The 25,417-nt window shown below is 60.9% G+C and carries 26 protein-coding genes and 1 pseudogene; 8 read left to right on the top strand and 19 right to left on the bottom strand.

Features of this window, described 5'->3' with window-relative positions; genetic code table 11:
- Positions 1-80 precede the first annotated feature (80 nt).
- Both ZBI01S_RS05750 and ZBI01S_RS05745 read right to left on the bottom strand, forming a co-directional pair.
- Entirely contained in the window at positions 81-1,127 is a 1,047-nt protein-coding gene (locus ZBI01S_RS05750; RefSeq protein ID WP_066057660.1) for an alcohol dehydrogenase catalytic domain-containing protein, read from the bottom strand.
- A 171-nt stretch (positions 1,128-1,298) separates the two neighbouring features.
- A complete protein-coding gene (locus ZBI01S_RS05745) occupies positions 1,299-2,087 on the bottom strand; it encodes a siderophore-interacting protein (protein WP_066057657.1) in 789 nt (262 codons plus the stop codon).
- Between the two features lie 77 nt (positions 2,088-2,164).
- Here ZBI01S_RS05745 and ZBI01S_RS05740 point away from each other — a divergent pair, with 77 nt between their 5' ends.
- Entirely contained in the window at positions 2,165-2,524 is a 360-nt protein-coding gene (locus ZBI01S_RS05740) for a DUF2200 domain-containing protein (protein ID WP_066057654.1), read from the top strand.
- A 129-nt stretch (positions 2,525-2,653) separates the two neighbouring features.
- Here ZBI01S_RS05740 and ZBI01S_RS05735 read toward each other — a convergent pair whose 3' ends face one another.
- From ZBI01S_RS05735 to ZBI01S_RS05700, 8 genes are all read right to left on the bottom strand, one after another.
- Positions 2,654-3,631, bottom strand: a complete 978-nt coding sequence (locus ZBI01S_RS05735; RefSeq protein ID WP_066057652.1) for an SPFH domain-containing protein — start codon at positions 3,629-3,631, stop codon at positions 2,654-2,656.
- Positions 3,632-3,840: 209 nt separating this feature from the next.
- Positions 3,841-4,266 (bottom strand): hypothetical protein, encoded by a 426-nt coding sequence (locus tag ZBI01S_RS05730; protein ID WP_066057649.1) that lies wholly within the window; start codon positions 4,264-4,266, stop codon positions 3,841-3,843.
- 166 nt (positions 4,267-4,432) lie between these two features.
- Positions 4,433-5,011, bottom strand: coding sequence for a hypothetical protein (locus tag ZBI01S_RS05725; protein ID WP_159421421.1), 579 nt, complete (start codon positions 5,009-5,011; stop codon positions 4,433-4,435).
- 112 nt (positions 5,012-5,123) lie between these two features.
- Positions 5,124-5,534, bottom strand: coding sequence for a DUF6301 family protein (locus ZBI01S_RS05720; RefSeq protein WP_159421420.1), 411 nt, complete (start codon positions 5,532-5,534; stop codon positions 5,124-5,126).
- 97 nt (positions 5,535-5,631) lie between these two features.
- Positions 5,632-6,135 (bottom strand): DUF6301 family protein, encoded by a 504-nt coding sequence (locus tag ZBI01S_RS05715; protein WP_159421419.1) that lies wholly within the window; start codon positions 6,133-6,135, stop codon positions 5,632-5,634.
- A 40-nt stretch (positions 6,136-6,175) separates the two neighbouring features.
- On the bottom strand, positions 6,176-8,041 hold the full coding sequence (locus ZBI01S_RS05710; protein ID WP_066057637.1) for a hypothetical protein: 1,866 nt from the start codon (positions 8,039-8,041) through the stop codon (positions 6,176-6,178).
- Positions 8,041-8,373 (bottom strand): type VII secretion target, encoded by a 333-nt coding sequence (locus ZBI01S_RS05705; RefSeq protein WP_066057634.1) that lies wholly within the window; start codon positions 8,371-8,373, stop codon positions 8,041-8,043. The genes ZBI01S_RS05710 and ZBI01S_RS05705 overlap by 1 nt, the downstream gene beginning before the upstream one ends.
- The gene (locus tag ZBI01S_RS05700) at positions 8,361-8,804 is read right to left on the bottom strand and encodes a YbaB/EbfC family nucleoid-associated protein (RefSeq protein WP_066057631.1); all 444 of its coding nucleotides are present in this window, start codon (positions 8,802-8,804) and stop codon (positions 8,361-8,363) included. The genes ZBI01S_RS05705 and ZBI01S_RS05700 overlap by 13 nt, the downstream gene beginning before the upstream one ends.
- 156 nt (positions 8,805-8,960) lie before the next feature.
- On the opposite strand from ZBI01S_RS05700, the gene ZBI01S_RS05695 reads away from it, so the two are divergent.
- Positions 8,961-9,875: a VOC family protein gene (locus tag ZBI01S_RS05695; protein WP_066057628.1), complete on the top strand. Its 915-nt coding sequence runs from the start codon at positions 8,961-8,963 to the stop codon at positions 9,873-9,875.
- 100 nt (positions 9,876-9,975) lie between these two features.
- On the opposite strand, the gene ZBI01S_RS05690 is transcribed toward ZBI01S_RS05695, so the two are convergent.
- Together ZBI01S_RS05690 and ZBI01S_RS05685 are read right to left on the bottom strand one after the other, a co-directional pair.
- A complete protein-coding gene (locus tag ZBI01S_RS05690; protein ID WP_066057625.1) occupies positions 9,976-11,313 on the bottom strand; it encodes a D-arabinono-1,4-lactone oxidase in 1,338 nt (445 codons plus the stop codon).
- A complete protein-coding gene (locus ZBI01S_RS05685; RefSeq protein WP_245610549.1) occupies positions 11,313-12,665 on the bottom strand; it encodes an alanine racemase in 1,353 nt (450 codons plus the stop codon). The genes ZBI01S_RS05690 and ZBI01S_RS05685 overlap by 1 nt, the downstream gene beginning before the upstream one ends.
- Before the next feature lie 99 nt (positions 12,666-12,764).
- On the opposite strand from ZBI01S_RS05685, the gene ZBI01S_RS05680 reads away from it, so the two are divergent.
- Positions 12,765-14,354, top strand: coding sequence for a succinic semialdehyde dehydrogenase (locus ZBI01S_RS05680; protein WP_083524548.1), 1,590 nt, complete (start codon positions 12,765-12,767; stop codon positions 14,352-14,354).
- A 68-nt stretch (positions 14,355-14,422) separates the two neighbouring features.
- On the opposite strand, the gene ZBI01S_RS10115 is transcribed toward ZBI01S_RS05680, so the two are convergent.
- Positions 14,423-15,163, bottom strand: coding sequence for an antibiotic biosynthesis monooxygenase (locus tag ZBI01S_RS10115; RefSeq protein WP_245610548.1), 741 nt, complete (start codon positions 15,161-15,163; stop codon positions 14,423-14,425).
- A 363-nt stretch (positions 15,164-15,526) separates the two neighbouring features.
- Here ZBI01S_RS10115 and ZBI01S_RS05670 point away from each other — a divergent pair, with 363 nt between their 5' ends.
- Positions 15,527-17,845 carry a Cna B-type domain-containing protein gene (locus ZBI01S_RS05670; protein WP_066057622.1) on the top strand — a complete coding sequence of 773 codons (2,319 nt, stop codon included), beginning with the start codon at positions 15,527-15,529 and terminating at the stop codon, positions 17,843-17,845.
- 425 nt (positions 17,846-18,270) lie between these two features.
- Here ZBI01S_RS05670 and ZBI01S_RS05665 read toward each other — a convergent pair whose 3' ends face one another.
- Together ZBI01S_RS05665 and ZBI01S_RS09835 are read right to left on the bottom strand one after the other, a co-directional pair.
- Positions 18,271-18,999 carry a Fic/DOC family protein gene (locus tag ZBI01S_RS05665; RefSeq protein ID WP_066057620.1) on the bottom strand — a complete coding sequence of 243 codons (729 nt, stop codon included), beginning with the start codon at positions 18,997-18,999 and terminating at the stop codon, positions 18,271-18,273.
- Entirely contained in the window at positions 18,996-19,196 is a 201-nt protein-coding gene (locus ZBI01S_RS09835) for an antitoxin VbhA family protein (RefSeq protein ID WP_159421418.1), read from the bottom strand. The genes ZBI01S_RS05665 and ZBI01S_RS09835 overlap by 4 nt, the downstream gene beginning before the upstream one ends.
- 324 nt (positions 19,197-19,520) lie before the next feature.
- On the opposite strand from ZBI01S_RS09835, the gene ZBI01S_RS05660 reads away from it, so the two are divergent.
- From ZBI01S_RS05660 to ZBI01S_RS05645, 3 genes and pseudogenes are all read left to right on the top strand, one after another.
- Positions 19,521-19,784: a Fic family protein gene (locus tag ZBI01S_RS05660; protein WP_066057618.1), complete on the top strand. Its 264-nt coding sequence runs from the start codon at positions 19,521-19,523 to the stop codon at positions 19,782-19,784.
- Positions 19,781-20,032, top strand: a pseudogene (locus ZBI01S_RS10225) (Fic family protein); the annotation flags it as partial. The gene ZBI01S_RS05660 and the pseudogene ZBI01S_RS10225, both read left to right, overlap by 4 nt.
- Positions 20,033-20,498: 466 nt before the next feature.
- Positions 20,499-20,720, top strand: coding sequence for a hypothetical protein (locus ZBI01S_RS05645; protein ID WP_066057609.1), 222 nt, complete (start codon positions 20,499-20,501; stop codon positions 20,718-20,720).
- A 52-nt stretch (positions 20,721-20,772) separates the two neighbouring features.
- On the opposite strand, the gene ZBI01S_RS10165 is transcribed toward ZBI01S_RS05645, so the two are convergent.
- From ZBI01S_RS10165 to ZBI01S_RS10105, 4 genes are all read right to left on the bottom strand, one after another.
- On the bottom strand, positions 20,773-20,988 hold the full coding sequence (locus ZBI01S_RS10165) for a helix-turn-helix domain-containing protein (RefSeq protein ID WP_066057606.1): 216 nt from the start codon (positions 20,986-20,988) through the stop codon (positions 20,773-20,775).
- Positions 20,985-22,049 (bottom strand): restriction endonuclease subunit S, encoded by a 1,065-nt coding sequence (locus ZBI01S_RS05635; RefSeq protein ID WP_066057602.1) that lies wholly within the window; start codon positions 22,047-22,049, stop codon positions 20,985-20,987. Before ZBI01S_RS05635 ends, ZBI01S_RS10165 begins: the two co-directional genes overlap by 4 nt.
- 2 nt (positions 22,050-22,051) lie before the next feature.
- Positions 22,052-23,593: an HsdM family class I SAM-dependent methyltransferase gene (locus ZBI01S_RS05630; RefSeq protein ID WP_245610547.1), complete on the bottom strand. Its 1,542-nt coding sequence runs from the start codon at positions 23,591-23,593 to the stop codon at positions 22,052-22,054.
- Between the two features lie 587 nt (positions 23,594-24,180).
- Positions 24,181-24,531, bottom strand: coding sequence for an antirestriction protein ArdA (locus tag ZBI01S_RS10105; RefSeq protein ID WP_066057599.1), 351 nt, complete (start codon positions 24,529-24,531; stop codon positions 24,181-24,183).
- A gap of 526 nt (positions 24,532-25,057) precedes the next feature.
- On the opposite strand from ZBI01S_RS10105, the gene ZBI01S_RS09830 reads away from it, so the two are divergent.
- Positions 25,058-25,396, top strand: a complete 339-nt coding sequence (locus ZBI01S_RS09830) for a hypothetical protein (RefSeq protein WP_159421417.1) — start codon at positions 25,058-25,060, stop codon at positions 25,394-25,396.
- Positions 25,397-25,417: the final 21 nt, after the last annotated feature.

The following is a 25,417-nucleotide window of genomic DNA, read 5'->3' as shown; positions in this document are numbered from 1 at the left end:
TGCAACCGTTCGCCGCCGCCACGCAAACGGGCGCGGTGCATCCACATTCGATACACCGCGCCCGCTTGACCGTGGGCAGGTTAGGCCTTGAGCACGACCTTCAGCGCACGCTCCTTGGCCGAGTTCTCGAAGACGTCCCAGGCCTTCTCGATCTCGTCGAGCTTGAACTCGTGCGTACCCATCTTCTCGCTCGGCAGCTTGCCCGAGGCAACCATCTTCAGCAGCGTCGCCGTCGAGGTAGCGTCCACGAGACCCATGGTGAGGGTGTAGTTACCGATCCACATGGTGTCCAGCGGCAGTTCCACCGGCTTGCCGTGCACGCCGAGGTTCGCGATGTGGCCGCGTGGGCGCACGAGGGATGCGGCCAGCTGCAGGGTTTCGGGGTAGCCCACCGCTTCCATGGCCACGTCGACGCCCAGGCCGTCGGTGAGGGCGAGCACCTTTTCGCGGGTGTTCTCGTCGGAGAGGATGGCGTCGGTTGCACCGAACTCGAGTGCCTTTTCGAGACGGAACTCGTTGGTGTCGATCGCGATCACCTTCGACGCACCCCAGAGCGAGGTGGTGAGGATCGACGACAGACCAACGGCACCCGCACCGACAACGGCAACGGTGTCACCGGGCCGAACCTGACCGGCAAGCACACCAACTTCGTAACCGGTTGGCAGCGAGTCCGAGAGGAACACGGCCTGCTCGTCGGTGACGTGGTCAGGCAAGTGGTGCAGCGAACCGTCAGCGAATGGAACACGAACCTGCTCGGCGAGCGTACCGTCGATCATGTGGCCGAGGATCCAGCCAACGCCGGCTTCGTTTGACTGGCAGTGGTCAGGGAAACCCTTCTGGCAAAATTCGCAAACGCCGCACTTCGAGATGCACGACACGATGACGCGATCGCCAACCTTGAAGTTGGTGACGCTGTCGCCCACAGCAATGACGTGTCCAACACCTTCGTGTCCGAGGATGCGGCCCTCGGTTACGGCAGGAACGTCGCCGCCGAGGATGTGCAGGTCGGTGCCGCAGATCGTGGTGGTGTCAATCTTGACGATGGCATCGGTCGGGTGAAGAATCTCGGGGTTTGGGACTTCTTCCCAGGCCTTCTTGCCTGGACCTTTGTAAACAAGCGCCTTCATGTCGTGCTCCTTTGTTCAGCATTCCTGCGACCAGTGATGGCACGACCAGATTGCCCAATTTGGATAAATAACCCCTGGACAGCAACACATTAATGTTTTGCGCATACCTTGTGCGCGAGCAAGCACAACACCCGGGTCACGAACGAGCGTGCTCCCCCTCGGCAAACATCCCTAGAGCGATGGCGCCGGTAGCTCAGCGTGGTGGTCGTATTCATCTACCCCGCGCTGCCAATAGCCATTGAACTGCGCAAACAGCCCGTCGCGATTGCATTCCCGCACTGCCGCTCGCAGGTTCGATACACCGGCCGCTTCACCGGCACCCCAAACCAGAACCCGACCAGTTTCGGGAATGGACGCGGTTGCCGCTGCCACGACTTCACCCCAACCTTGGACTTCGGCATGGTGCACCACGGTGACCGCATCCGGCACGGCGACCGCATCCACACCATTGCCAACCAGGTGCAGCACCCCAGGAAGATCGAGGTCGGCAATTCGACGCTCGGCAGCCGGAAGCGCACTCAGGTCGACAACGGCAACGAACGAATCGAGCGACTCAACAATTGACTTACTCCCCCGCGGACCCAAGAACGCGCACGGATCGCCCACATTGACGCGCTGCAGCCAGGAACCAATGGCGCCACCTTCGTGTCGCACGAAGTCGATGGCGACGCGGCCGTCGACGACGATGCGCGGCGTCATGTCGCGCAGGCCAAGCTCGGCACGGTTCAGGATGTTGCCGGTTTCCGGATCGCGGACCGGTTCCACGAGTGCTCCACTCGCGTTCGGCACCTGCAGCTTCACGTGGTCGGTCGCGTTCGGTGAGACAAAGTCCGCAAGATCGCCACGGAACCAGCAGCGCACCATTCCCGCACCGCGCGATTCGACCGCATCCACACTGACCAACCGGCGACGAAGTGCGAAGCGCTGGGTTTCAGTGGCGGGTGACGTGAGCTGAACCATGAATCTCCTTAAGTTAGGTTCCCCTAACTTAGCAGCGTTTGCGGTGCCGGGATACGCCGCTATGCCAAACTTAGCGCATGAATTCCGATCGTGTATTCGAGTATCCCTTCGGCGACATCTACCGCCTCTACCTCGCCAAAGTTGAGCGCAAGGGGCACACGCGCGACGAACTCGACACGGTACTTTCCTGGCTGACCGGGTACACCGCATCCGAGCTGGCCGACGACGCAACGGCCGCGCTGACACTGCGCGAATTTTTCACGCAGGCTCCTGCGCTCAACCCGAATCGTGAACTGATTACCGGTGTGATTTGTGGTGTGCGCGTCGAAGACATCGACGACACCCTGATGCGCGAGATCCGCTACATGGACAAGGTCGTGGATGAACTCGCGCGCGGCAAGAAGATTGCCTCGATCATGCGCGCACCCCGTAGCTAGCCGAGCCTGCGTGCAACGGCGCGACCGTCAACGCAAATGCCGCGAGCGCCAGCCGATCAGTGAGTCGATGTCAACTGATTCGGTGTGCGCCCGCGGCATCGCGATTGCGAGAATTACGGTTGCGAAAACCTACTCGCCGAGTTCGGTGTCATCGAAGGACTCCTGGGTGTGTGACTCGGCGCGGCGGCGCGGCGGCGTCGGCTGATTCTGCGCGGCGACCGCAAGCAGCGTATTGCGAATTTCTTCCTGCGAGCTCGACAGCCCGCCGGCGTTCGACGGTACGAAAATCGTGTTGGTGCGCGATTGGGTACCGATGTCACGGAGCGTGTCGAAGTACTGCGTCATCATAAGCAGCTGCTCGGGCGACTCTTCGATGCCGATTTTGCGGAGCACCTCGTACTGCTCAGCCAGACCTTCAACGATGGCCTTGCGCTGGCTGGCAACACCCACACCCTGCAGGCGCTTCGTTTCGGCCTCGGCCTCGGCAGCCTTGATCGAGCGAATCTTGACGGCCTCACCCTCGGCGCTTGCGGCTTCGCGTTCACGCTGTGCGGCGTTAATGCGGTTCATGGATTCGCGCACGCGCGGGTCGGTCGGCGAAATGTCAGTGACGAGCGTGTTCGCGATCTGGTAGCCGTACTGGGCCATTTGCTGCTGCAGGCGGCTTTCAATGTCGTTCGCGATGGCGTCCTTGTTCGAGTAGGCCTCGTCGAGCGTCAGCGCGGCGAGCGTGGTGCGGATGGTGTCGAAAACGTACGAGCGAATCTGGTCTTCGGGTGCCGACAGCGAGTAATACGCCTCGGGCACGCGGTCGAACAGCGGGCGGTACTGCACGGCCACGGGAATGTTGACGAAGACGTTGTCCTTGGTCTTGCTCTCGACCATGACGTTGAGCTGCTTCAGGCGAAGGTCCATCACCACGGCAATGCGGTCAATGAACGGGATCTTGACGGTGAGACCCGGCTGGGTGACACGCACGAACTTTCCAAATCGTTCGATGATCTTGTTCGTTGCCGATCGAGTGGTCACAAACGTCTGCGGGATGAGCAGCAGCACCACGAGGGCGGCGACGATCAGCCCCATGCTTTGCGTGATGATGTCTTCCATGGTTCGACTGCCTTTCAGTGTTCTCGGTGGTATCGCGTTCATTTTCGCGCACGGGACCGCCCCAAGCAATCAGCAGACGGAACGATTTTCACCGTTCCGGCGGCCAATCCCGGTACCAAGCGGGTTCGCGTGCACTGCGGCACGATCTGCTCGCATCCACGCCAACTACGAGGAGCAGGGCTGACGGCACGATTCCGCACCGATCGGGATTAGCCACCGGTTCGTTCGAGGTGCACTTCGTAGTTCACGCCCGCGTCTAGGCTGGGCGTCGCGAATGATGCCGGCGTGCTCAGTGTCGCGCGCCAGTGAGTACGCGTGTTTCGGTAGTCGTGCCCACTGGCGTCCCCTCCAGGCGCCAGTGGTTCGCTCGTCGTGAATTTCACTTCGCCGTCGCGGATCTCGGTAACGGTAAAGGTGAGCTGGTCTTCGATGAACCCGGGGATGGAAAAACTCGAGTTTGGCGAAACGTCGAAGGCATACTTCCGGTCGGTGGTGTGCAATCCGTCTTCCCCGTATCCCCACGACGTGGCGCTGATGACGAGTTCATACTCGGGCCGCGCAGGTGCTGTGGGCGCGCATCCTGATGCGATGAGCGGCACCAATAGCGCTGCGCCGAGTAGTGTTCGTCGGTTCATGGATGCACTCCAACTGCTGCGTAGGTTCCGTTGCAGCCAGCGTATCCTCGCCGTCAACGTGCGGCCGGGTAAATGGGCCGCCCGGATGACATCAATTCATTACTTCGAAGTCTGCACTTGTCCAAATGCGCTCGAAACGGTTAGCGGCCTTTACGGATAAACGCGATTACTCGATCTCGTTTAGCTGAAATTTGGAAGGCACATTGCCGTTTTCGTAATAGTGCCAGAAGATGTCGCCCGCTTCAGTTGCGTCAAACATTTCGTTCGCTGCTACGTGATCTGTTCGCTCTCCCCATTCAATTTCGGCGACTTCGATTTCACCCTCACCGCTTTCCGCATGCCCCAATCGGTACAGGTGCCAATCTCCGCTGACATCGTCGAGCGCCACCTCAATCATCATGCGTTCAGCACTACCAGCGGCTTGCACAAAATGAACAGGCCAACCGCCTGGGCGTTCATCCCAAAGCCGCTTACCTTCAGGCAAACGCCACAGCGAGATCGCAAACTGCGACCGTCCATCGAGCAACGTCGGTGCACGGCGAACTACACGTTCGGCCCCAAGCAATGGCGAGATCTCATTAATGGATGAGCCATTAACCTCGAGACAGTGTGTCGGGTCCCAAGCGTTCACGGAGTCCTCGCTTTCAACGGCATCTGGCCGCAACCTGTATTGCGCTGTCGAGTCCATCCGAGCTTCCAGTAATTTCTTCTGCAGTTGCGGATGGAATTGGTCGGGCAAATTCATGCCGTGCGTCGAGCACGGATTTGAGTTTGAGTGTGGAGATTTATCGAAACTCCGATATGAGATGCATCCCCGCTGTTTACTAGCGGCTACCTATTCGCAAACTTGGACGCTTCTACTCGGGACGGTTGGCAAGGTTGTCCGAAGGATCGATGCCTCGGCTGCGCTCCCAACGCTCGTTGTCAGCGATTTCTTTTGAACGAACTTGGATCTCAAGCATGTTTTCACCGATCAACAGTCGCACTTGGCTGCCGTTCTCGAAGTCCCAATCAGCACCTTCATCCACCCAGGGCTTACCCGTTGGCTCGAACCCTAGACAGCTGGCAATGCGTGAGACGGCTTCAGGAAATGCTTGCCGAACCGCCTCGCTCGTTGCCTCACCACGTTTGGCGATCGTGTCCGAGATCCGGAATCGAATCTTGGAAACGTTGCCACGGAGTTCACCTACCGACACCATCGGCAAGTTGATCGGGAAAGAGGTCTTTCCGCCCCGTCGCCGTTCTTTCGTCCAGCCGAGCGCTTCCAATACGGCTCATACCGCTTCTCGCGCGGAATCCCCTGAACCGTCGGCGAAGCAACAACTCGAATAGGGCTTGAACTCGTTCATTCCCTGTCTCGGTTATTTACGGTTCAAGGTTCTTATCCGGGTCGACATGCTGTCGCCGTTCAGCACGCTCAATATCTGCGTACCGTTTCGACCAGTACTGAAGCTCGATGAGGCGATCAATTGCTTTCAGCTGAATCTGACGCCCATCAGCAAAGTCCCAGACATACCCGGGAACTGTCCAAGGAGCGCCAGTTGGACCAAAACCGACCACCTCCGTAACTACACCTCGGAGTTCTTCAACTTTCGTCAGCATTGACGCTTTTACCTCGGCAGTCGCCTCCGGATAGGTGTCGGATACACGAAACTCGATTCGCGAAAGTTCACCGTGAAGATCACCGATAGCAACAAATGGTTTTGACACCGCGAAGTTTGTCCTACCACCCTTTTTACGCTGCCTTTCCCACCCGAGACGCTGAAACAGGCCGTCCGCGGAGTCAAAGGGTACCGGCCATTCGTATTCGTCCAGTGCTTCAAGGACTGGCCTGAGCTCAGTTACAGATACCACGTTAATATTCGACATTTCCTACCACCTCATGTTCATTTATATCCGTCACGCAGACTTATTTACCGGTCAGCCATCCCTCAATGTCCATTTTATTTGTGTCAATCTCGAAGTTCGTGATCGTCACTACGCCATCTGCATTTGGCTTCACCATCCGATACTCAAGCTTCGTAGAGCCGTCAAGCAGACCCTGAGCCAACTTTTCATCGTTCAGAACCGCCTGCCGGAGCCCCTCATCGTGACGTAATACATCGTAGAGATACGCCTCAGACCCTTGCCTAGTTTCAACCTTCACCCCGTCGATGACAGCGTCTCGAGGACCGAGGCTTGCTGATGGCCCCTTAGCCTCTTGAATGACCAGAGAGCTATTATCCGGGCTCTTATAAACCTGATCAAATGTTCCAGTCCCTGCATTGCGATCTGTCAGGACCGGCTCCAATCCGTGCTCTCGAGCGGCTACCTCACCTGCTGCTTCACCAAACGCCTCACCTGCGTCGCGCTGATTTGCCAACGCCTCGCGCCTTTCGGCCTGCAGGTCCCGAAGGTCATCGAACTGTTCTTGAAGCTCTGGATAGTCTTCGAGCTGGTCTTGGTATTTCGTTACCGTACGATCAATGTTTCTTTGGGTGAAATCCTTAGGGTTCGCTTCGATATCCCCCAACCCTGCTTCGTTGAGGCTCTTGTTGAACGCACCTAGGTCTTCGTCAAACCGTTGTTGTGTCTCGGTTGCGGTATCGACAGCTTCTTGACGTGCATTCGCATGCTCCTTCAAATCCTCAGGAATGTTGCCGTCATCGTAAAGCCGTTCTCGGTCTCCCCGATTAGGGGTCGTTTCCGGAGGCGTCGAAGCCGCCTCGGATGAGTTTGGCGACTCCACCCCCTCTGCAGCGTCCGGTTTCGCGTCGGAGGGGTGCGTTGAGTCTGGCGCATTCGAGCTACCCGCTGCGTCAGTCGATGATGGCCCGTCAGGGTTCGCCGGCTGGTCTGGTGTTGGCGAATCTTGCGAGCTCGGGGATGTTGATCCGCCTGGCGTTGCTGGACCGCTTGGTGCCCCGCCCGGAGTCGATGGTCCACTTGACGAGCCGCCGGGCGTCGAGGGTGCATTCGGATTTGACGTCGACCCCGGAGCGTTTGGACCACCTGCAGTCGCAGGAATTGGGCCCCCGTTGCCGCCGCGAACTGCCGACTGGAACGCACCCGCAGCCTTCTCAATAAGCGCCATGAGCTCATCCAGGTGCTTCGAAAGCTTGCGAATCGAGGCCAAGAGATCGTCAACATAGCGGCCAACCTTGGCCGACAACGCCGCAACTTTGGTCGTAACCTGCGAAATCGCCAGCGGCGTTGCCAGTCCAAATGTGCAAGCCGTTTCAATCGCAGCTGAAATTGCGGTGCCCACAACCTCGGACAGTGCATCACGGGTCACTTCGTGCACAATCTGCACAATTGTCGACGCGGCCTGCATGCCGCCACTAATTCCGTTCGACCAGCCACCAGCCGCGATCACGTGATTTGCCGCGTCCGTATGAAGCTGACGGTACGCGTTCATGGTCTCGCCGGTGAGGTCCTGCACCTCATTGAGCGAGTTCAAGAGTTCTTGACCGGCAGTCTGCAGGTGGGTTCCGATGTTCGCCCACGTCTGTGCGAACCCGGCAACTTCGCCGGCATCACCGGTGAGTTCGTTAAACCACGACTTGAGTGGCTCGACATGTTCGAGCACCCAACCAATCCCCATCGCGATAACCGAACCGAGTGGGTCGATCACGGTCGCAACTGCGTCCAAGGCAAAACCGGCACCGGCAAGCACACCCATCGCCCAGTCACCATTGCCGATTGCTTCGGCAAGATCAGCACCAGATTCAATTACCAGCAGACCGCCAAATGGCGAAGACACATCAACCGGGGCAGCAACGAGGTCTGAAGTCATCAGCGGTACGCTCCCGAGGTGTTCTCACCCGTGTCGGCTGAGTTGAAGTGACCTTCGCGGTTCGAGTCGGTGGATTCGAAGTCGCCTGCAGTCTCGTCGAGTGCAGTCGCTTCGCGATCGAGCATGCCCTTGGCGCTTGCAAGCATGAGCGACGCGGCGCCGGTGACGAGCATGGCTGGTGGGACGAGGAATGAACACATGATGCCGAAGGCCCCGCCGGTGAGGTTCATCGAGCCGATCGCTGACTGGGCTTCACCAATCGCAGCGGATCCGGTTCGCGCGTGAGTTGCTTGAGTTCGTAGTCGGTCAGGGCTTACGTTTAGCGGTTCCATTGCATTCCTCGCAGTCCGTCACGGTAGTCGTCAGTGTCGTCGTCCTCGTCTAGTTCGCCTAGGCGCGATTCATAATCGCCGCGCATACGCCCAGCGATGTCGTCACCCATCTCCTGCTGTGCAAATTCCACGGCTGCCTGCGCGACCTTGCGCTGTGCATCCTGGTAAACCTGCTTCACCATTGCCGAAAGCTGATCGGCAGTACCTTCGAGGGCCCGGTCAGAGAACGCAATATCCAGCAACAGCCCGGCGGAATTTACGCGCACCCAAACATCATCGTGAGGGGTCGTCGCTTCCGCTTCGAGCGCCTTGAGCCGGTCGGTGAAATCAGTCATTTTCTCGGCACGCTGCTGCGCCTGTTCGATTTGCTCGGCGACGCGGCGACGCATTGCTTCGGGATCGTTGAACAATTGGTTATCTGCAGAAGTCACCCCGGAAGTGTAAAAACTGCATGTTTCATCCGCGAGGCGAATCGACAGTTTCGAAGCGGAATCCACCCAGAGAATGACCCGAATGCCCCGCTCAAAGCCTGGTCGAATCCTGGAATGTGCCTTGCTGCACGCAGACGATTCGATGAAAGGCTCCTCATGACTTCCGCCGCTGCACCCGAGCGAATTGCCGCTGACACGCACATGGACACGGTCACGCTGCTCGTCGGCAACCTCGAGAACATGAGCTCGTACTACGAACAGGCACTCGCACTCGAGCCGCTCGAAGAATCCACCGCATCCGGCTCGCTACGTCGCGTCCTCGGACGCGGCAATGTGCCGATGGTGCGCCTGATTGAACAGCGCGATCTACCACTTGCCAACCGCCGGGCAGCAGGGCTCTTTCACAGCGCTTTCCTGTTTGACAACGAAGCGAGCCTCGCCGCAACCGCGTACCGCGCAGCTCGCGACCCGCGCAGTCTATTTGCTGGTGCCAGCGACCACCTCGTGAGCGAAGCCTTCTATTTCACTGACCCTGAGGGAAACGGTATCGAGCTCTACCGCGACCGACCCCGCGCATCCTGGACCATCATCAATGGGCAAACGCAGATGGACACGCTCTACCTCGACCCGAAGGCCTACCTGACCCGCCACCTGGTCGAGGCCGACGTTGACCGCGCCGAAGTACAGCCGGGCGTCGTTGGTCACGTTCACCTGCAGGTTGGTGACATCGCCCGGGCTCGCGATTTCTACGTCAACGCGATCGGGTTCGACGTGACCTTTGACCAGATCTCGAGCGCCTTGTTCGTGTCGGCCGGCGGCTACCACCACCACATGGCCATGAACACGTGGAACAGCCAGGGTGCCGGCCCTCGTGCCGCAAGCCTCGGTCTCGGCAACGTCGCGATCACGGTGCCGACCCGTGCCGATTTGGATGCGGCCGTGTCGCGGTTGCGCGCTCGGGGTGCCGTTGCCGAAGACGACGGCCGCTCGGTCACCACCCGCGACCCGTGGGGCACCGAAATTACGCTCGGGCTCCCGGTCGAGTCGGCAGACGAACTACTCGCTGCCTAGGCTGTGCCGCTAAGCAGCGAACCCGACTAGCGTCGTGATCAGCCACCCGACCGAACTAGCGTGCACCGAACTAGCGTGCACCGAACTAGCGTGCAGCGAATTAGCGACCCCCGAATAGGTCGTCGAGGTACGGGGTCGCAAACACTCCTTGCGGGTCGAGTTCGCGACGCAGTTCGGTGAAGTCGGTGAATCGTGGATACAGTTCGGTAAGTTCGGTTGCCGTGCGCGTGTGCATCTTGCCCCAGTGCGGACGCCCGCCGTGTGCCACGAAGATCGACTCCATCGCGGCGAAGTACGACTCGTAGTCCTGCCGGATGTAGCGGTGTACCGCGATATACGCCGATTCGCGACCGTATGCGGTCGACAGCGGCACATCATCCGCCGCGGTTGCACGCACCTCGATTGGGAAGCCAATCGGCCAGCCGTGTCGCTTGAATGCTCGTTTAATGTCTTGCATGACGTCGACGAGTGCCTCGAGCGGCACCGCGTATTCCATTTCGTTGAATCGCACGCGCCGGGGTGACACGAACACTTCGTGCGCCCGACCGCGATAGCAACGCTGGGATCCGAGGGTCGTTGCCGCGCGGTTAAGTGCCCGAGTGAGTCGTGGGGCTGCGGTGCTGAGTCTGCAGCTCAGGTGGAAAACGCCGTTGTCGAGTAGCTCTTCGCTGATGAAGCGGCCGGCATGTGACCGCGGAGCAGGCTCGCGCGTGCCCGACCAGTCTGCCCGCGCATCCGGTGCAATTCGCGTATTCGTCTTCGCCATGACCTGCGAGGTGTACGGAAACCAGAAGAACTCGACGTGGTCGTGCCGGCGGCTACGTTCGGCGAACGTCGTCACCATTTCCCAAAAGTCTTCGACCGATTCTTGGGCAATGAGATCGAATGCCGAAGTGCACTGCAGCTCGACTTCGGTGATGATACCGACGGCACCGAGTGAGAGCCGTGCCAAGTTAAACTGTTCCGGATGCTCGGTCGCACTCAATCGACGCAGGGTACCGTTGGCGAGCAGCAGCGTGAGGCCCGTCACCATCCCGGCAAACCCGGTGTAGCCGAGTCCGGTACCGTGCGTTCCGGTCGAAACGGCCCCGGCAATCGACTGCGGATTCACATCGCCCTGGTTCGCCAGCGCCAAGCCGTATGGTGCCAGGAGATCCGGCACATCGCGCAATCGCGTGCCGGCGTGGAACCGAACGCGCTGCTGCGCGCGATCGACCGAGATGATGCCCGAGAGCCGATCGAGGTTGATCAGCACCCCGTCGGTTGCGGCAACCGGGGTGAAGGAGTGCCCGGCACCGACCACGCGAACCGGCAGGTGCGCCGACGTGGCCGCAGCGAGCACGAAATCAAGTTCATCCTGCGTTGCTGGCTGCACGTAACGTTTCGGCGCCACGGTTACGGCACCCGACCAGTTCTGAAATTGGTACGTTCCCGGCATCAGAACACCCAGCCCTCTCCTCGATAGGTTGGCCACAACGTGGTGACCTGATCGCCGTCGACGATGGCGAAACTCGCGAGATGTTCGGCAAGCTCACCCGCTTTCGCATGACGGATAAACACATGGTCGCCAAGACGCAATTGCGAAACGCCCGGCCCCGTAAGCGGCGTCTGCACCTCGCCTGGACCTTCGCTCGCACCGTATCGCGCGCCCGGTGGCCACGCGATCACCGGCAAACGGTCCGTACCCGCGGGACCCGACGCAACCCATCCGCCCTGAAACACGGTGACCCAACCGGGGCCGGGGATGCGGACCACCGGCAACGCAGCGAAGGCCGCCGGACGATGGCGAAAGTGGGCGTAGCCATCGAAGAGTCCGGGTGAATACAGGCCTGATCCGGCGGCGAGTTCGGTAAGGGAGCTGTCGGCGGCCGAGGATTCAAGTGACCCGGTGCCGCCGCCGTTCACGAACTCCAAGTCGGCGATGCCACGCACCGCAGCCACGATCTCGCCGCGTCGCTGCGCTAGCTCGCGTGCCGACCAGGGCTGCAGGGCCGACATGACCAGGCCCATCGCGCTGTCACGACGGTTACCGACGCCCGCGATCTGCCCTTCGTACGCCATCAACCCGACCAAACGCATCCCGGGTTGCAAGGCAATCGCTTCGGCAAGGGCAACTGCTTGCGGGGCTGTTCGAATTGGAGACCGGCGCGAGCCCACATGCAGGCGGTCACCAAGGGCGCGTTCCGCCACGCGCAGCGAGGCGTCGACGTCAATGCACAGGCGCAGGTCGGCGGCTGCCTGGGTAGTTTCGCGCTGCAGGGATGCGAGCAGGTCGAGGTGCGCGGTCGAATCGACCATCAGCGTGATTTCTTGCAGCAGCTGTGCATCCTGCAACAGGGTCTGCAACGCGAACCGGTCGACGCTCGGGTAGGCAACGACAACGTCGCGGAATCCGGCGCGGACCAACGAAATCGCTTCGGCAGCGCTGAACCCGAGCACGCCGCGATAGCCGTCCTGATCAAGCACCCAGCGCAGCGCTTCGACGCAGCGAATCGACTTGGAGGCCACGCGGATCGGTAGCCCGCACGCGCGCTCGCGCAACGCCGCGACGTTGGTGCGCAATGCATCCAGGTTGAGCACGCCGAGCGGTCCCGTGCTACTAAGCGGCGCTGATCGCTGCGCCGATTCGCCAGCGACAACACGGTCACGCGCGAACTTGGCGATCGCCGCACGCAATTCGCGCGGCACATCGTCGGATCGAGTGCGACGGATTCCTGCAGCCCAAGCATCGGGCGTGGCCGATTTCGCGCGCTGCCCCGTGGTCGGCGTCATTGCCTTTGGGAATTGCATGCCGATGAGTTTACGACGAACGGCCAGTGTGCACGCCAATATCAATGATTCCGGCGGTGAATTTGGCTCGCTGCCAGCGCAACCTGGCACGATGCATCCATGACGTCAACGCAGTCGCCAACAACCGAACCCGCCGCGCGCGCCGCAACTACCGACGCGCTCACCGAGCTGCTCGGCTCCGTACCGCAATTGGATGTGCGTGGGACGGGCCCTGCACAAGCAACGATTGTGCCGTGGACCGGTACGGAACTCGTCTCGCTCCCCCAGGCTGGCGCCGACGATGTCGCGGCCGCATTTTCGCGCGCCCGAATCGCGCAACGCGAATGGTCGCAGCGCTCGATTGCCGCGCGGGCACAGGTGCTGCGACGGATGCATCGACTCATTTCGCGTAACGAGCAGCTACTGCTCGATATCGTGCAGCTCGAGACGGGTAAGTCGCGAGCCCATGCCTATGACGAGGTCATGGAGGTCTACAACTGCTCCCGGTTCTACGCCAACGCAGCCCAGCAAGCGTTGCGCGACGAGACAACGACGGGTGCGTTGCCGGTGCTGACGAAGACACGCGTGGTGCACTCGCCCGTTGGCGTGGTGTCGATCATCACGCCGTGGAATTACCCGGCCGCCCTCGCCACCGATGTGCTGGCCGCGCTTGTTGCCGGTAACGCGGTGGTGCACAAGCCCGATACACAAACCACGTTGACGACGATCGTGCTGCGGCGCTTTGCGTTGGCTTCCGGTCTTCCTGACGACGTGTGGCAGTTGGTGCCTGGGCCCGCGGCCGAAGTTGGTGATGCACTGCTCGATCACGCCGACGGCGTGCATTTCACCGGGTCGACGCGCGCCGGTATTGGTATTGCCCGCCGTGCGGCAGAGCGGTTGATGCCGTTTGGCTTGGAGCTTGGCGGCAAGAACGCCGCCGTTGTCTGCGCCGATGCCGATATCGATCGCGCGGTCGAGGGGCTGGTGCGCGGGTGCTTCTCGTCGGCCGGGCAATTGTGCTTGAGCTTCGAGCGGATTTACGTGCATGAGGCGGTCGCCGATGACCTCATTTCGGCGTTCGCGGCGGCTGCGACGGCGGTGCGTTTGGGCGTCGGGTTTGGCGATGATTACGACATGGGCTCGCTCACCTCGGTTCGGCAACTCGAACGCGTGCAGGCACACGTGGCGGATGCGGTGGCGCAGGGGGCGCGAGTGCTGGCAGGTGGCCGTGCGCGACCAGATCTTGGACCGTTGTTCTACGAACCGACCGTGCTTGTTGATGTGCCGCCGACCGCATCCTTGGCGGCCGAAGAGACATTTGGACCGGTGGTGTCGATCTACCGGGTGGCGAGCGATGCCGAGGCGATTGCCGCGGCGAACGCACTGCCGTACGGGTTGAACGCAAGCGTGTGGTCGGCGGATGCGCGCCATGCGTGGGCGGTCGCGCGTCAGTTGGAGGCGGGCATGGTGAACATCAATGAGGCGATCGCGGCGGCGTACGGTTCGGTTGCCGCGCCCAGTGGCGGGATCAAGCACTCGGGTGTTGGGCACCGGCATGGAGTTGCCGGGCTGCGCACGTTTACGCACACCCGCACAATTGCGCAGCAGCGCGGTATGCCGTTGGCACCGTCGCCACTGCTGCCGCCGGAGCGGTTCCGTACGGTGATGAGCCTCGGACTTGCGGCGATGAACGCGCTGCGGATGCGGTAATCCCGCTCCGAATCCTGTAACGGCCCGGCAGTTCACACGAGCTGCCGGGCCGTTACGCGTTTAGGGATCTAGAACTTGGCAAGCAGCTCAGTTTGCACGAGCACTACGGCAGTGTCGTCGTTGATCTCAACGGTGGGCTGGCCCATGTAATCGAGAAATTCTGGATCGGTCCAGAACCCTCGATGCGCATCCTGCCACCCCTCGGCAGTGTCGTAGTCCTCGCCCTCAGCGACCGCATGCGCATCGGAAACATCGACAAACCGCACGGTACGGACCTCAGTAACTCGGGTTATGCACGCAGGCTTGCCATAAGAATCAATAACCACTTCAAGATCGCCCACTTGAGGTAACGGCACCTCGAATCGGTGATGTTCCTCGAACAGGGATGCGGTTGCGGTTTTCTTACCGCAACGGATCGCGTCGACGAGCTGATCACGTAGCGGTCCTGGAAATGCGTATGCCCCTAGCTGTGCCGTGTGAAATTCGGTGCCGAGCACATCCGTGCTTTTCACCCAGCAGTGTTCCCCTTGCCGCACAACGAAATGCCGTGTGATGGCTACTGTCGCCCGACCCCAATCACTGTTTCGGACCCGCTGCTGGTGTACGTCGAATGCAGCGCTGTCGGTGAAGATTTCACTGACCGACCAGACGAGCGGCTCACGCGATTGCTCGACGCTGAACCGAGTGCATCCGGGCTCTGCCCGTGACAGCCGGATGTGTTCGGCAACGTGTTGTTGCACAGTTCGCAGTTCGTCGGGATTGCGGCAGACGAGCTCGCCGATGAGCACAACGTTGTCACTGCGATTCATGCCATTCATTGTGCTGCATTCGCGGCACGTGTTGGTTTCGTCGTCGTGCATTTTCTTGGCTGCACCGCCCCGGAGTTTTCTCGGGCACTTGTTCTTGATGACGCAGCACCCAGACCAGCGGCACCAGGGAGAGCAAGGTTAGGGCGATCATCGCTGGCACGCAATCTCCTCGCATTCCTACGCAGATCGAGCGATCGCATCCTGAATCGATCTAGTGCTCATTGCCAGTTCAGATACTGCAAATGAACCCCATGACTTCCTACACGCGGTTGGCTAAGCTGGTAATTGCTTTTGAATTTCGTCGGCTGATGCCAGGAGCACCACCCGTCACGAATTCACCGCCTAGCGAAGGATTATTAGGTAATGAGTAGTACCTCGTTGCGGTCGGTTTATTTCCGATTGCTCGCGATCGCATCTATCTTCTTGCTCGCAATTGCGGGTGTCGTTACCGGCGCGGTGCCATCGGCACAGGGTGCCGCCCGCGCCCAGGTTGACTGCGGCACGCCCTGCACCGACGCTGCGCTTCGCGATGCGATTACGCAGGCGGGGTCCACTCCAACGACCATCACGCTGGGAACCGACCGCACCGCACTCACGCAAACCCTGCGCATCCCGGCCGGCGCTGACATCGAGATCGTCGCAAACGGTGACGCTTCAGAGCTCGCACGCGCCGACGGTTTCCGCGGTGTACTTGTCCAGGTCGATGCCGGTGGCTCGCTCACGTTGAACGCCGACGTGAACGCACGCGGTACCGAAGCCCCTGCCACAACCGAGATCATCAGCGTGCGCGGCACTCTCGTCATGGACGGCGGCGACGTACACGGTGCTCGAAACATGTCGGGTAACGCTGCCATTTCGGTAGTCGGCAAGGATGCATCGTTCACGCTCAACGGCGGTCAGGTGACCGACAACACCCGTGGCAAGAACGAGCAGTACGGAGCCGGCGGTGTCGCGATTCTTGATGGCGCACAGTTCACGATGAACGGTGGCGCGATCACGAACAACACCTCGGGCCAGTACTACGACGCAGGTGGCCTGCTGGTACGAAACGGTGGCCACGCCGTCATCAACGGCGGCGAAATCTCGAAGAATACCGGTTTCGTTGGCGGCATTTTCGGGTTCAGCTGGCCGTGGTCGCTCGAAGAAGCGCAGCGCAACAAGGACATCCACCGAAACACCATCGACATCAATGGCGGTCTGATCGATGGCAACACGGCAACGTTCTCGGGTGGGGGTGTGATGAGCCTCGGCAACACGGTGGTCAATATGACCGGCGGCACGATCTCGAACAACTCGGCACCAAACGGTGGCGGCGTCGGAACCTACGACGACTACGTTTCGGGTGCTGACGGCACGTGGCACGAGCAGCCTTCAACCGGAAAGCAGTCGGGACTCTCGCCCGAAGCATGGAGTGAGCTCTCCCCCGCCGCGTTCAACATGAGCGGTGGCGAAATCATCAACAACCGCGCCAGCCGTACCGGTGGCGGCGTCAACGTTGTTTCGAACGCGGTCAACCTGACCGGTGGCCTCATCGACGGTAACTACGCACGCCAGCAGGGCGGCGGTGTCTACGTCTCCACGATTAGCTACAACTTGCACGTTGAAAACGTGATGGTTGCCGACAACGATGCGAGCTACATCGGTGGCGGTCTGTGGCTGTGCCCAACTGGGTCGCTCGACATGTACGTCACGCGCGGTGGCGCCATTCTCGACAACACCGCCGAGACCTACGGCGACGATATCGCGCACGACAATCTCGGTTCGGCCGGTGCGCTTTCGCTGCACCTTGCCCAGCGCATGATTGGCGGCGGCGACGTCGAGTACTACTGGGACAACAAGGACGCCCGCTTCGATCCCGTGAACCCCGGCGACCCACAGATCTTCCGCGGTGAGCAACTGCAGAGCAAGGGCCTGAAGTCGGTCGTACCCGGTACCGCCGAAGAAATCGCCAACTCGAAGGCCCAGGCTGCTGCCGAGGCCGCATTGACGATTACGAACAACTCGTCGCCTCGCGGCGGCGGTATTGGTTCGAATGGTGGCGTAACCATCGGTGTTCCGGACGAGATCGATGTGTCCGTTCAGAAGGTCTGGAAGGACGCTGCTGGCGACGAGCTGCCAGCCGACCAGATGCCAGAGTCGATCGTGCTGCAGCTCGTGCAGGTGACCGGTACGGATGCGGATGGCAAGCCGGTGACCGAACCGATCGGCATCAAGCGCACGGTTACGCCGGATGCGGATGGCAATTGGTCGTACACGTTCCTCGACCTCCCCGCTACTGTTAACGGCCAGCCTGCTGTCTACGACGTTGTTGAGACGACAGTCGAAGGCTTTGATGCGGCGTCGGTGGTTGGCGAGACTGATGCGTCAGACTCGAATCACCCGAAGCTGCCGATCACGCTGACGAACAAGCAGAAGCCGGTTGCAACGACGCCGCCTACGACGCCTGGAACTACCCCGCCAGAAACACCTGGCACGACGCCGCCTGAAACGCCTGGCACGACGCCGCCTGTTGAGTCGGTTCCCGAGACCATTCCAGCGACCACCCCGGTTGCTGCAGAAGGTCCGGATTCGCCACTGGCGCAGACCGGTGCTGAGGATGCGTGGGGTCTGATGCTGCTCGGTGTCGGTTTCGTAGGTGCTGGCGCCCTGCTGGTGCTGCGACGCAAGCGCTCGCTGAGCTAATGCCGCGCTAATGCGTCTAGGGGGTGATGCCTTTCGGCATCACCCCCCTAGTGTTTCCGCGCCCAGCGGCCGCTAACTCTTGCGCATTTCGCCGTCTACCCCGAGAGAGTCAGCCATTCAAGGGAAACCCACGCAAGCGGAATGAAGTGGAGCGCCGTGCCACCCGATTGATCACTTCCCGAGCGACAGTTGGCAACCGCATGACTCCATCAGGGGCCGGGATGAAGTGCTGTCATCTAAAGCGTTGCATCGCTTCGCATAGGGCGGCCATGAGTCATGGCTGACGCGATGCGCCCACCGGCCTTTGACCAGCTAGGTGGAACCAAAAGGGTACAACCGATGTCCTGCGTGGAAGACCATTGGATCCGAACGCGGTCGAGAGCAGACGTGAATGTGTGCGTCAGGGGTACGCTCCTACCCGAATACTAGTAGCGCCGTTGCACAGCTGCGGCAAGAACTCGAGCCAAGCGATCATTTTGGCCGGTCGCTTGGCTATAGAATCGGGCGTTCACGAATGCTTCTCGGAGGTTGGGTCGGCCAGCTCGAGTTAGTTCGCGCTGGGTGGCCGCATCAACGATGCGGAATCGACTCTGATCGAGTTCGTAGCCGGCCTCGTGGGCCAGTTGAGCGAAGAACACCATCTGAGAGCGGGTGTTCCCTTCCCTGAACGCGTGGATTACGTTCAACTCACCCCAGTATTCAGCTAAGCGAGTAATAAACGTGTCTCGATCCAGCCCATGAAGATAGTGTTCGTTTGCAAGCTCTGTGTAGCGTGCTTCAGCGGCTCTGTTCATTTCGTCGTTGCCTGGATAGTAGGCGTATGTTCGCGGTGTAGGGTCGGCCGGGTCAAGCACATTAGGACCTTGTTTCACCATCGACGTGTCCGGGCCTCGACGCGGCTCCCCTGCCCATTCATAAACATCTTGGAAGAGATAGCGGTGAATCGCTTGCATGTGCGCGTAGTCGAAGTTCCCTGCGATTGGTCGTTGTTTCAGCTCAATCAAGCGCGTTCCCGCGAAACCTAGTTCCAAACGCTCTAGCAACTGTGGATCGCTGACCCCGTACGGCTGGCTCGGGGAAGTGAACTTATTGCGCAGCACGGTGCTGTGTGGAATGTAGTAGTCATCCCAAGCGCTGAACTTGTGCGTGGTCATGGGTTGAGAATGTGTTGTTTCATCCGGTCGCGACACTCATCACCGCTGATCTCGCCGCGTGCATAGCGCTCGAGCAGATTGAGCACCGCAGTGTCAGTGATGGCGTGACCAGCGGCACCGAGGATGCCGTGGACTGAATCCAGCATCCGCTGAACCTCATCATCTGATGACGGCGTTTGGACTGCGTTGTCTGACATAGGGGTTCTCCTGCCTGGATACTGTAGTTGATTGTGCTAGAGGCATTGAAGCTATTTGCCTGCGCAGTGCTCGAGCACAGCGACCAGCTAAGTGGAAGCACTAACTGCCACTCTTCCACTGATCTCGATAGGTGGAAACAAGTGGTGAGTGCAGTCGATGCGCTACGAAGAACGCCAGTGGACCCCCGTGGGCAGACATTCGGCCTGAGCAGAAACGACCTCACACCCGGCACGTAACGCGCCTACATCCCGGAGCTGCTCTCGAACGAGCTCCCAGCACTGTCCGCGTTCACCGAAGCCGAGGCGAGCGGGGCGCTGGTTGACGTGGTTCGCGCTGACGAGTGGGTTGGTCAGCGTGCACGGTTCCTGCAGCATTTGCTGGTGCGCTCCGAACGCTTCTCGTCACCATGGATCGAGGGCAATCGGGTCACGCCGAAGAAGCTCACCCTGGCAGAACGCATCGGTGGCGGCACGAAGACTGCCCTTGATGTAATTGCCAACGTGCGAGCCACAGAGCAAGCGATCAACGAGCTCGCTGATCCTGAGCGCACTGTTACCTCCGGGACCTCACCGAACTCCAGTACGTGATTGACCCGTCACTTGCGCCAGGACTCCGCACGGAACAGAACTGGGTCGGTGGCACCGGGTACGGTCCCCTGCGCGCGGAGTTCGTGCCACCGCCAGAGCACCATGTGCCGGCCTTGGTCGAGAACCTGTGTGAGTTCATCTCGACCACGGCGGGTAACCCGATCGTGCGTGCCGTGATTGCACACGCACAGTTCGAGACGATCCACCCGTTCGTCGACGACAACGGTCGCACGGGTCGGGCGTTGATCCAGACGGTGTTACGGCGCAGTGGCGCCTGCCAGCACACAGTAATCCCGATCAGCACAGTGTTCGCCAGCATGAAAGACGCGTACATTGCCGGCTTGTCGGCGTTCCGGTTCGAGCCGGATGGGCTTGATCAGTGGGTCACTGGGTTTGCTCGTGCAAGCACGATCGCCGCCCAGAACGCGGTGACGCTTGCCAAACGTGCCGAGCAGCTGTGTGAACACCACTGGGAACAGCTCGTGGATGCGCGCAGGGCAGCGGGGCGTTCCCCGGCAATAGCGCGTGCGGATGCTGCCGTGAAGCGCTTGCTCAATAGTCTGATTGCTGAGTCCATGGTAACGCCGGAGATCGCGCAGCGTGTCGCTGAGGCATCCCCGGAGGTCGAGAAGGTAACCAGCAGGGGCGACGCTGCGGTGGCCGCGGTGCGGGGCGCAGAAGCCCGTCTGGAGGCTCTGCCACGCCCTGCTGCCGGTGTCCGCCGTGTTGTTGGTGATCGGTGGGTTGCTCGGTGGTGTGGCCCACGCTGCCGAGTTCGAGCCCCTCCTCGGCTGGGCGTGGTCGTCGTTCGCAGCAGCGAGCACGTGGTGGGCCAAGGCGCTCATTGCGCTGGGCACGCTGGGCGGCGTGGCTGGGTTCGTGGCGTTTGTGTGGTGGCTGGCCAAGCGACTCGACGAGGACTTTCGCCACTGGTGAGCCATGAGGAAACGAGAACACCGCCACCGTCAAGGATGCGGGGTTCTGTTTGTCAAGGCTGGTCGGTGACTCGTAGGCGTTTGCCGAGGGCCCTGGCGACCTTCTCCAACGTCCCGGTGGAGATGTTCGCTCCCGTCTCGACGCGGGCGATGGTGGGACGCGAGACCTGGGCGCGGGTGGCCAGCTCCATCTGGCTCCAACCCAGGGCGCGCCTGGCGTCGCGGACGTCTTGGCCGACGCCACGCGCCGGGTTGGGTATGCGGCTCACGAGAGGTCTCCGAGGACGGGGGTCAGGGATCGCTCTGCGCGGACTCGGAGGGCGTGTCCGTAGGCGCTCATGCCGTCCCAGTCGACGACGTCCTCGCCCGAGGCGTCGGCGACGACGGGAACCATGATTCGGGTCGCCTGGAGACGGGCAGAGCTGGCCTTGTGACCCCATGAGAACTTCGTTATGGCCTGGCGCAGACTTGCCATCAGAACGAACGCATTGTCCTCATTGAGGCTTGGATTGCGCAGCTCGAAGACTTTGGTCGCGCCGTAGAAAGGAACAGGCTGGTAGGCAACGACTTGGGTGTCGATGCCAATGGTGATTGCATTGCCTTTGTTAGGTGCTTGTTCCTGTCGTGCGATGAAGCTGGCGACGCTGTTTCCACGTGCAGTGTTGGTCACGTGCGGGTAGTGGGGTGCTCCTCCGCTGACTTGATTGGTATTAAGCCATGCTGGGGCTTGACGATAGCCCTCGAACACATCCGTGATGAACATGGGCTCGAACCTCAGTTCCGGGAGCGTGTCGTCGCCAGCGACGCGAGTCGCGCGAGCGCTGTGTGTGTGTGTGATGACCTGGTCAAGGAGTTCTGCGCCCAGACGGTCCATACCGCCCCAGTCGGGCTCGACGGTGCCGTCCGCGTTGGTGATGGAGGGAACCATAATTTGACTGACGCGAAGCCGGTCGAGTGATACACCGTTCCCCCACTGAAATTTCATCATTTGACCACGAAGGACGGCAACTAGCACGAGCGCACTTGCTGTGGTCATACGCGAATGACGAAGTACTTGGATCTTGACGGATGTGTAGAAGGGGGCAGGTTGGTAGAAGACGCTCTGCGTGTCTACACCTATCGTGATTGCGTTTCCTGCATTGGGCGGCAGATCCTGAAACCCTACAACGCTCTCATTGCCGTTAGAGAGCCGAGAACGGCTTACGTACGGGTAAGAGCCAGGACCCGGTTGAATCTTGTTCTTGTCATACCAAGCTTTCGAGGCTGTCACGGACTCGAATACATCAGTGATGAGCATCGGCTGAAAGTCGAGGGTTTCGAGAACACTCATGGTTACACCTCCTCGTCACACACAGCGGCAGTTACCGGCGTAATGAGGTCGCCGAGCCCGTGGGCGTGCATGTCAACCTGCCAGGTCACGTAGTCGGCGACCGTCTTCATGAAGTCCTCGTAGGTCGGTGGCACGTCGTTGAAGTAGAAGTAGCTGTGCTGCCACTCGTCCTCGGCGCTGACCTCGGATCGGACGATGAAGCTGGTGTCATCTTGGGCGTCACCGCGCAGAACCTCCAGGAGGTGCTTGCGGCGCGAGGCGACCGTGCCGTCATCCACAAGGCCGCGGTGCGGAGCGACAACCCATCCATCTTTCTCAAAGTTCACAAAGCGGACCACGTGATCGACAGGGTGCTTGCGTCCTGCAGTGAAGATAGCGATGACCGTATGTGGAGTATGCCCTGAGTTAGCAAAGGTCATCGGGTTCATCGTGATGACGGTCTCTAGCGTGTTGCGCTCCAGGATGTAGCGCTTGCGAGCCTTGTCCTCCTTGGTCTTGCCAACCATGGCGGACTGGGGAACGATGACAGCGAGCTTTCCGCCGGGGTTGAGGAACTCCAGCGCACGCTCGATGAAGGCCAGCTCGGAGAGGTTGCGTGTGCTCTTATCCTTGGCCTGGGAGTACGGCGGGTTGAGCAGTACCTTGGTGAAGCCGTGGCCAAGGGCGATGCTGCCGTCGGGTAGCTTCACGTCCCCGCGCATCTCTGCCATGGGTGCCTCGAAGATGGAGTCGCGGCGGAAGTTCGCCTTGCCATCCCCGCGCAGGATCATGTTCGTAGTGCCTATGGCGAACAGCTTGTCTTGCAGCTCGATGCCGTAGAGCCTGTTCTTGCGGATGTCCTCACGCATGGCCGCGTTGTCGCCCGCGTCGTCGAACATGCGTTGCATGGCAGCGATGAGGAAGGACGCGGTGCCCGCGGTGGGGTCGAGCACGTAGTCGGTCGCGTTGACGTCGATCAGCTCTGCCATGAGCGTGGTGACGTGCTCAGGGGTGAGGACGATACCCAGACCCGATCCGTCGCCTCCACCGTACGAGATGAACTCGTGGTAGAAGTTGCCGAGCACGTCGAAGGCGGTCATGGAGGGGTCGGTAACGACGTGGTAGACGTCGTTGGCCAGGATGCGCACCATCCACTTCAGCGGTGACTCGCCCAGGTCGCGGTGGGCACGGTTGAGCTGGGGTGCGGTCTTGATGAAGGAGAACTGGTCGAGAAGGGTTCCGATCTTGGCCTGCGGCATGAACGCCTCGGACTTCATGTACTGCTCGGCTGCGTCGTAGATGATGCGCCCATCCCAGACCTGGTAGTTGTTGCCCGGCGAGATGCTGGTGAGCCGCCCCGGGTCAAAGTACGGGTTCCGGAGCGCCAGCAGGATCGCAGAGACCAGTGGCGCCTTGCGGTCGTTCTCCACCGAGCCGTAGTTGCGCATCCCCTCATGGAGCCGCGCGGCAGCGGCCCGCACGTCGTCGAGCTGGACCTCAGCACGCGGACGCCGTCCGAGAACTTGGACAGCGTAGTATTCGCCGATCTGATCCTCGGCGAACACGTCGAGGTTGTCGAGGTCATCGAGGTGCTTGACATTGCCTGGTGCGAGGTAGGAGACGGCGATCCATGGTGGACCTCACCACCACCGACGCCGACGGCGAAGATGCCCTTGTCGTAGGGGATCCCGTTTGCGAGCATCGTCTGGGCGTAGTGGATGGCACCGTTGAGCGCATAGTCGGCTCGGTACGGGAACTCGGTCGTCGGGTCGCGATCGACGAGGTGCCGAGTGCGCTGCACATCCTTCTTGTCTTCGACAACCACGACGAATCCGTCGGAGAGAAAGACGAACTCGGGCTTGCCCTCAGCGGTGCCTGTCGCGGACTTCGAGCCACCCCTGAGGGCGTCGCGCTTCCACTGCGGACCACCGTCCTGCTCCCAAGGGCGGATGACGCCGATCTCGCGCAGCATGTCACGGACGATCTGGTCCGTCGACTTCTCGTTCGCCATGTCCAACCCTTCGTCTCACGGCTACCGTCTACCTCAAATTGTATCAGTTATATGGCATTGAGCCCGGCAAGAAGGGGCCTCGGTAGGTCGATTTCGACTAAAAGACGAATCCCTCAAAGGTCGGGTGGACCTCCACGGGATTCAGGCGAGTTCAGAAGTGGCGGAACAGGGACACCCCTCCGTCGGGGGGGCGTCGGGGACGGCGTAGTCGAAGCGCAGGTTGTGGGTCCAGGCACCCCAGTCGAAGTAGCGCTCGGCCTCTTCGGGCCAGCCGTCAGTCAGGCCGATGTCATCAGCGGGCTGTTCGGCGTAGTCCCGGAAGGAGCCCCACTGACCTTGGTAGGCGTCCTCGAAGTCGGACAGGCTAGGTATATCGCCGGCGCCCTCTGCGGTGTAGCAACCGGTGGAGACCCGTGCGCAGACGGCGGGCCGTTGGTCAAGCCCAGCTTCCTGGCAGCACTCACCCCAGCGTGCAGCCTCGGTGAAGGCCATCTCATCGCTGACTGGCAGGTTCTCATGGTCGAGAGCACCAAACCTCGCCGCCTACGTACGAGCATCCTGTGCCCTCGTGGGGCTGTTCCAGGGCCACGTCGGCGGCATCGCTGCAGTCAACCCATTGGCCGACAAAACGACCGTTGCTGTAGCAGTTGAGACAGGTAGGCCAGACGCGAGGTGTGGTGTCGGTGATGGTGATAGTCATGGTGATCTCCTCCAAGCATTTGGGCGAGAACGGACCTGACCGGCTGTGCTCGGAGAATCAGCGCTTACGTCAGGTCAGACTCTCACAGAGACACCCGGCGCGGCTGCGCTGCGTTCTCACCGCCACTCGATGACCAGACCACGCTGTCTGGGTTGAACGTCTTCCTGCCGCGGGGCTGAGGCAGGAGGGTTACGGTCGCAAGGACCTCGATAACCTGCCGCTGACTCCAAGCGAAGCGTCGAAGAACGCCTCCGACGGGTCGTTTACTCCAAGGACGGGGCAAGTCCGGCAGCCTGCCCGTGCAGGAGCCGCTCGGCCTTGAACTGGGCGTGCGGGCCTCTGCGCGTCACGGATGCGTTTGAGGTCACAGCCTTCGATGATCTCCTGGTCGTAGTTGCGCTGGGCTCGCAGGATGCGTGCGCGCTGCTCGGAGATTGCCGCGCCGGTACCGGTCGAGGCTTCCTTGCGCAGGGCGTCCGGCCTTCTGAGACGTTCGGCGATGAGGGCCATGACGAAGGCGTCGATGTCGGCACCGCTACGCATGAGGCTCGTGACGACGGTCTTGCCCTCGTCGTCGCGCCCGACGCGCTGAGCATACCGGTAGCCGTGTGGGGCATCAGTGACCTTGGCACCGCATTTGGCGCAACACATCAATAACGCTCGACGCTGAAGCCCAAC

The sequence above is a fragment of the [Zimmermannella] bifida NBRC 103089 genome (genome assembly GCF_001570925.1).
GTDB classification, from domain to species: domain Bacteria; phylum Actinomycetota; class Actinomycetes; order Actinomycetales; family Microbacteriaceae; genus Gulosibacter; species Gulosibacter bifidus.
The sequence above is the reverse complement of the archived record's forward strand: the minus strand, read 5'-3'. Positions and strand labels throughout refer to the sequence as shown.

Excerpts from the sequence above, each read along its gene's own strand:
- ZBI01S_RS05750 (WP_066057660.1), bottom strand. The coding sequence starts at position 1,127 with ATGAAGGCGCTTGTTTACAAAGGTCCAGGCAAGAAGGCCTGGGAAGAA.
- ZBI01S_RS05745 (WP_066057657.1), bottom strand. The coding sequence starts at position 2,087 with ATGGTTCAGCTCACGTCACCCGCCACTGAAACCCAGCGCTTCGCACTT.
- ZBI01S_RS05740 (WP_066057654.1), top strand. The coding sequence starts at position 2,165 with ATGAATTCCGATCGTGTATTCGAGTATCCCTTCGGCGACATCTACCGC.
- ZBI01S_RS05735 (WP_066057652.1), bottom strand. The coding sequence starts at position 3,631 with ATGGAAGACATCATCACGCAAAGCATGGGGCTGATCGTCGCCGCCCTC.
- ZBI01S_RS05730 (WP_066057649.1), bottom strand. The coding sequence starts at position 4,266 with ATGAACCGACGAACACTACTCGGCGCAGCGCTATTGGTGCCGCTCATC.
- ZBI01S_RS05725 (WP_159421421.1), bottom strand. The coding sequence starts at position 5,011 with ATGAATTTGCCCGACCAATTCCATCCGCAACTGCAGAAGAAATTACTG.
- ZBI01S_RS05715 (WP_159421419.1), bottom strand. The coding sequence starts at position 6,135 with ATGTCGAATATTAACGTGGTATCTGTAACTGAGCTCAGGCCAGTCCTT.
- ZBI01S_RS05710 (WP_066057637.1), bottom strand. The coding sequence starts at position 8,041 with ATGACTTCAGACCTCGTTGCTGCCCCGGTTGATGTGTCTTCGCCATTT.
- ZBI01S_RS05705 (WP_066057634.1), bottom strand. The coding sequence starts at position 8,373 with ATGGAACCGCTAAACGTAAGCCCTGACCGACTACGAACTCAAGCAACT.
- ZBI01S_RS05695 (WP_066057628.1), top strand. The coding sequence starts at position 8,961 with ATGACTTCCGCCGCTGCACCCGAGCGAATTGCCGCTGACACGCACATG.
- ZBI01S_RS05690 (WP_066057625.1), bottom strand. The coding sequence starts at position 11,313 with ATGCCGGGAACGTACCAATTTCAGAACTGGTCGGGTGCCGTAACCGTG.
- ZBI01S_RS05685 (WP_245610549.1), bottom strand. The coding sequence starts at position 12,665 with ATGCAATTCCCAAAGGCAATGACGCCGACCACGGGGCAGCGCGCGAAA.
- ZBI01S_RS05680 (WP_083524548.1), top strand. The coding sequence starts at position 12,765 with ATGACGTCAACGCAGTCGCCAACAACCGAACCCGCCGCGCGCGCCGCA.
- ZBI01S_RS10115 (WP_245610548.1), bottom strand. The coding sequence starts at position 15,163 with ATGAATCGCAGTGACAACGTTGTGCTCATCGGCGAGCTCGTCTGCCGC.
- ZBI01S_RS05670 (WP_066057622.1), top strand. The coding sequence starts at position 15,527 with ATGAGTAGTACCTCGTTGCGGTCGGTTTATTTCCGATTGCTCGCGATC.
- ZBI01S_RS05665 (WP_066057620.1), bottom strand. The coding sequence starts at position 18,999 with ATGACCACGCACAAGTTCAGCGCTTGGGATGACTACTACATTCCACAC.
- ZBI01S_RS09835 (WP_159421418.1), bottom strand. The coding sequence starts at position 19,196 with ATGTCAGACAACGCAGTCCAAACGCCGTCATCAGATGATGAGGTTCAG.
- ZBI01S_RS05635 (WP_066057602.1), bottom strand. The coding sequence starts at position 22,049 with ATGAGTGTTCTCGAAACCCTCGACTTTCAGCCGATGCTCATCACTGAT.
- ZBI01S_RS10105 (WP_066057599.1), bottom strand. The coding sequence starts at position 24,531 with ATGGCCTTCACCGAGGCTGCACGCTGGGGTGAGTGCTGCCAGGAAGCT.